The 4,398-nt window shown below is 48.7% G+C and carries 3 protein-coding genes and 2 pseudogenes; 4 read left to right on the forward strand and 1 reads right to left on the reverse strand.

The features are described from left to right. The 4 genes and pseudogenes from OGY19_RS04015 to OGY19_RS24405 all read left to right on the forward strand — a co-directional run. The coding region (locus OGY19_RS04015; protein WP_202096121.1) for a transposase at positions 1-330 on the forward strand (330 nt) is incomplete at its 5' end. Between the two features lie 209 nt (positions 331-539). Next, positions 540-2,537: a BCCT family transporter gene (locus OGY19_RS04020; RefSeq protein WP_008325030.1), complete on the forward strand. Its 1,998-nt coding sequence runs from the start codon at positions 540-542 to the stop codon at positions 2,535-2,537. A 63-nt stretch (positions 2,538-2,600) separates the two neighbouring features. Further along, entirely contained in the window at positions 2,601-3,878 is a 1,278-nt protein-coding gene (locus OGY19_RS04025; protein WP_000625672.1) for a DUF2254 domain-containing protein, read from the forward strand. 253 nt (positions 3,879-4,131) lie between these two features. Beyond that, a pseudogene (locus OGY19_RS24405) lies at positions 4,132-4,320 on the forward strand (Tn3 family transposase); the annotation flags it as partial. Here OGY19_RS24405 and OGY19_RS04035 read toward each other — a convergent pair. Further along, positions 4,320-4,398: pseudogene (locus tag OGY19_RS04035) on the reverse strand (DDE-type integrase/transposase/recombinase); the annotation flags it as partial. The pseudogenes OGY19_RS24405 and OGY19_RS04035 overlap by 1 nt on opposite strands.

Genomic DNA, 4,398 nt, shown 5'->3' on the forward strand with positions numbered 1-4,398 from the left:
TCAGCCGATGCCGGCTACCAAGGAGCGCCACAGCGCGAGGAGCTGGCCGAGGTGGATGTGGACTGGCTGATCGCCGAGCGTCCCGGCAGGGTAAAAACCTTGAAGCAGCATCCGCGCAAGAACAAAACGGCCATCAACATCGAATACATGAAAGCCAGCATCCGTGCCAGGGTGGAGCACCCGTTTCGCATCATCAAGCGGCAGTTCGGCTTCGTGAAAGCCAGATACAAGGGGCTGCTGAAAAACGATAACCAACTGGCGATGTTATTCACCCTGGCCAACCTGTTTCGGGTGGACCAAATGATACGTCAGTGGGAGAGATCTCAGTAAAAACCGGAAATAACGCCAGAAATGGTGGAAAAAATAGCCTAAATAGGCTGATTCGATGTGTTTGCGGGAAAAAAATCGGCCCAGATCCGCGAAATTTTAATCAGCGAGTCAGCTTGGGAAGAAATGACCTGCTTATTCGCACCTTCCCTAATCTTTGAGATGTAGTACCCTCTATACAGTGCGGATTTTAATTAATGGAATAAATGATTATGAGTGAAAATGATACAATCCAAAAGAAGTCTAAAAGCCAGATTAACAAAGCGGTATTCTTTACATCTGCTTTGTTAATTTTCCTTCTTGTCGCCTTTGCCGCTGTATTCCCGGATGTCGCCGACAAAAATTTTAAACTACTTCAGCAACAAATCTTCACGAATGCCAGCTGGTTCTACATCCTTGCAGTGGCCCTGATTCTACTGAGTGTCTCGTTCCTGGGACTCTCACGCTACGGTGATATCAAACTGGGTCCGGACCATGCGCAGCCTGATTTTAGCTATCACTCCTGGTTTGCGATGCTTTTCTCGGCAGGGATGGGGATCGGCCTGATGTTCTTTGGCGTTGCTGAACCTGTGATGCATTATCTTTCACCTCCTGTCGGCACTCCAGAGACCGTTGCGGCAGCGAAGGAAGCAATGCGCCTGACGTTCTTCCACTGGGGCCTGCACGCATGGGCAATCTATGCCATTGTGGCACTGATCCTGGCCTTTTTCAGTTACCGTCACGGTCTGCCTTTAACGCTGCGTTCCGCACTTTATCCCATTATTGGCGAGCGCATATACGGACCTGTAGGCCATGCGGTTGATATTTTCGCCGTTATTGGCACCGTCTTTGGCGTTGCGACATCGCTGGGGTACGGTGTTTTGCAGGTGAATGCTGGTTTGAATCATCTTTTCGGGGTGCCTATTAATGAAACGGTGCAGGTGATTCTAATCGTTGTCATCACTGGTTTAGCGACGATTTCGGTGGTGTCCGGCCTGGACAAGGGAATACGTATACTGTCTGAGCTCAACCTGGGCCTGGCAGTGCTGCTGCTGGCGCTGGTCCTGTGTCTGGGACCAACCGTGCTTCTGCTGAAGTCATTTGTGGAAAATACGGGCGGTTATCTTTCTGAACTGGTGAGTAAAACTTTTAACCTTTATGCGTATGAACCTAAGTCGAGCAACTGGCTGGGGGGCTGGACATTACTGTACTGGGGATGGTGGCTTTCATGGTCGCCGTTTGTGGGGATGTTCATCGCAAGAGTCTCGCGCGGTCGAACCATTCGCGAGTTTGTCACCGGCGTGCTGTTTGTTCCCGCCGGCTTCACGCTCATGTGGATGACGGTGTTTGGTAACAGCGCAATCTATCTCATTATGCACCAGGGGGCGGCTGATCTCGCCAATACCGTTCAGCAGGATGTCGCGCTGGCCCTGTTTAATTTCCTGGAGCATTTCCCGTTTTCTTCCGTGCTGTCATTTATTGCAATGGCGATGGTCATTGTCTTCTTTGTCACCTCGGCTGACTCCGGGGCAATGGTTGTTGATACGCTGGCATCGGGTGGCGTCGCTAACACGCCTGTATGGCAGCGAATTTTCTGGGCCTCGCTCATAGGGATTGTGGCAATCGCACTGCTGATTGCGGGGGGACTGAGCGCGCTGCAAACCGTGACAATAGCGAGCGCATTACCTTTCTCAGTGATTTTACTGATATCCATATACGGATTATTAAAAGCCCTGCGTCGGGATTTGACCAAGCGTGAAAGCCTGAGCATGGCGACTATTGCTCCGACTGCAGCGCGTAACCCGATTCCATGGCAGAGACGCTTGCGCAATATCGCTTATCTGCCAAAGCGCTCTCTTGTGAAACGCTTTATGGGCGACGTTATCCAGCCCGCCATGACGCTGGTTCAGGAAGAACTGAATAAACAGGGAACGATAAGCCATATAAGTGATACTGATGACGAACGAATTCGGCTTGAAGTCGATTTGGGCAATGAGCTGAACTTTATTTATGAAGTGAGACTTCGTGGCTATAACTCACCGGCTTTCGCCATGGCTGCAATGGACAATGACGAGCAGCAGGCTGAGCAACATCGATATTATCGCGCTGAGGTCTATCTGAAAGAAGGCGGTCAAAACTATGATGTGATGGGCTGGAATCAGGAACAGCTGATTAATGACATACTGGACCAGTACGAAAAACACCTGCACTTCCTGCACCTCGTTCGTTAATACAAAAATGCCGTCCTGCCGGGCGGCATTTATTTTCCCGAACTTAATACAAGGATATGCTGAATGATTTCACGCTGGCAATGGATTCTCAGGCAGACACTTAAAAAGCTATGGTTCAGGGCAACGTTATTTGCAATGGTAGCAATAATAACGGCCCTTTTATCTATTCTTTTTAGATCAATGATCCCAGAGTCAGTATCAGTGAAGGTTGGTGCGGAAGCAGTTGATAATATTCTGAACATACTGGCATCGAGTATGCTGGCGGTGACCACATTTTCACTGAGTATCATGGTCACCGCTTACGGTTCAGCCACTACTAATGTGACGCCCAGAGCCACGCGTTTAGTTGTAGAAGACGTAACCACACAAAATGTACTGGCCACTTTTATCGGTTCTTTTCTCTTCAGCCTGGTAGGGATTATTGCCCTCAATATGGGAGCCTACGGAGAAAGGGGTAGAGTCATTTTATTCATTGTAACACTGGTTGTCATTGCCTTAATAATCAGCACATTGCTTCGCTGGATACAGCATTTGACCTCTCTGGGCAGGGTAGGTGAGACAACAGCAAAAGTAGAACAGGCGGCGATCGAGACATTTATTGCGAGAGCAAAAAGTCCATGTCTTGGCGGATATCCATGGCTTGAGAACAATGAACAACCAAAAGGAACTGTTGCCGTATATCCGGAGAAAATTGGCTATGTTGAATATATTGACATGGTCAAGCTCGGCAGTCTGCTGAGCAATGATCCTCGTCATGTATATCTTGTGGCGCAGCCAGGCAGTTTCATACATCCATCGATGCCAGTTTTGTACCTGAGTTCTGGTCAGGAGTCATCAATCTGTACCGATTTACTTGAAACGATCATTGTCTCGGATGTGCGTTCATTTGCTCAGGATCCCCGATTCTGTCTCAGCGTCATGGCCGAAATAGCCTGCAGGGCCCTTTCGCCCGCAGTAAACGATCCCGGTACTGCGATTGATGTCATTGGCAGAGGTGTTCGAATACTCTCCGCTTACGCGCAGAATAAAATAGATGAAACTGAAGTGATATATCCTTCAGTACATGTTGCGCCACTTCAGATCAAAGACCTACTGGAAGACTTTTTCTTACCTGTTGCACGTGATGGTGCGAGTATGAGGGAGATTCAGATAAGAGTCCTTAAAGGACTGTCTATGCTGAGTAAGGGTTGGCCTGGGATGTTTGCTGAAGCCGCACATATACTGGCATCTGAAACATTAGAGCATGCAACTCGTACTGGTCATATAGCCCATGACGAATATCTTATAAAATCAATTTATTATAATTTATTCAGTGGCGAAAATCCTAATAAAAAACCATAGTTGCGGGACAAAGGATTTGTCCTCTGGCAAGGTGAAAGCAAAGCATTCCAGTGAGAATGAGCGTCTACTTTGAGCTGTGATTTCAACTGATGGACGCAACACAATTATTGAACTCACAGCGTGAAGCGGACGTAGCTAATTTTGCACAGCCCTCGATTAGAAAATTTAAGAATCCAGCCTTCAATGGTGTCATGGCGACAGGCAATACCCCAGTCCAGTGGCATATGAAGCCACATTGTCGCTGCCGGGAATTTGTTTCACCCATTATCGCACCGGAGAACAGGCAGAAGACGAAGCAGCGCTTATGGCAGCGATCCTTGCAGATGCAATGAATGCCGGAGCCGAACGAATGGCACAGAGTTCACGGGATGTCACCATTCACCGGATGATGGTCATGGTGGAGCGTCATTTACGCGCTGCAATCTATGCATCTACCACCTCGGCCCGGTACAGATACGCCCAGCGGCCATTGACCTTCACGTAGGTTTCATCCATGTGCCACGGGCAAAGATCGGAAGGG

It is taken from the genome of Citrobacter sp. Cy070, from assembly GCF_030332245.1.
Classification (GTDB): Bacteria; Pseudomonadota; Gammaproteobacteria; order Enterobacterales; family Enterobacteriaceae; genus Citrobacter; species Citrobacter youngae.

What these genes read in the sequence shown, in the direction of transcription:
- OGY19_RS04020 (WP_008325030.1), top strand. Translation starts at nt 540, where the DNA reads ATGAGTGAAAATGATACAATCCAAAAGAAGTCTAAAAGCCAGATTAAC.
- OGY19_RS04025 (WP_000625672.1), top strand. Translation starts at nt 2,601, where the DNA reads ATGATTTCACGCTGGCAATGGATTCTCAGGCAGACACTTAAAAAGCTA.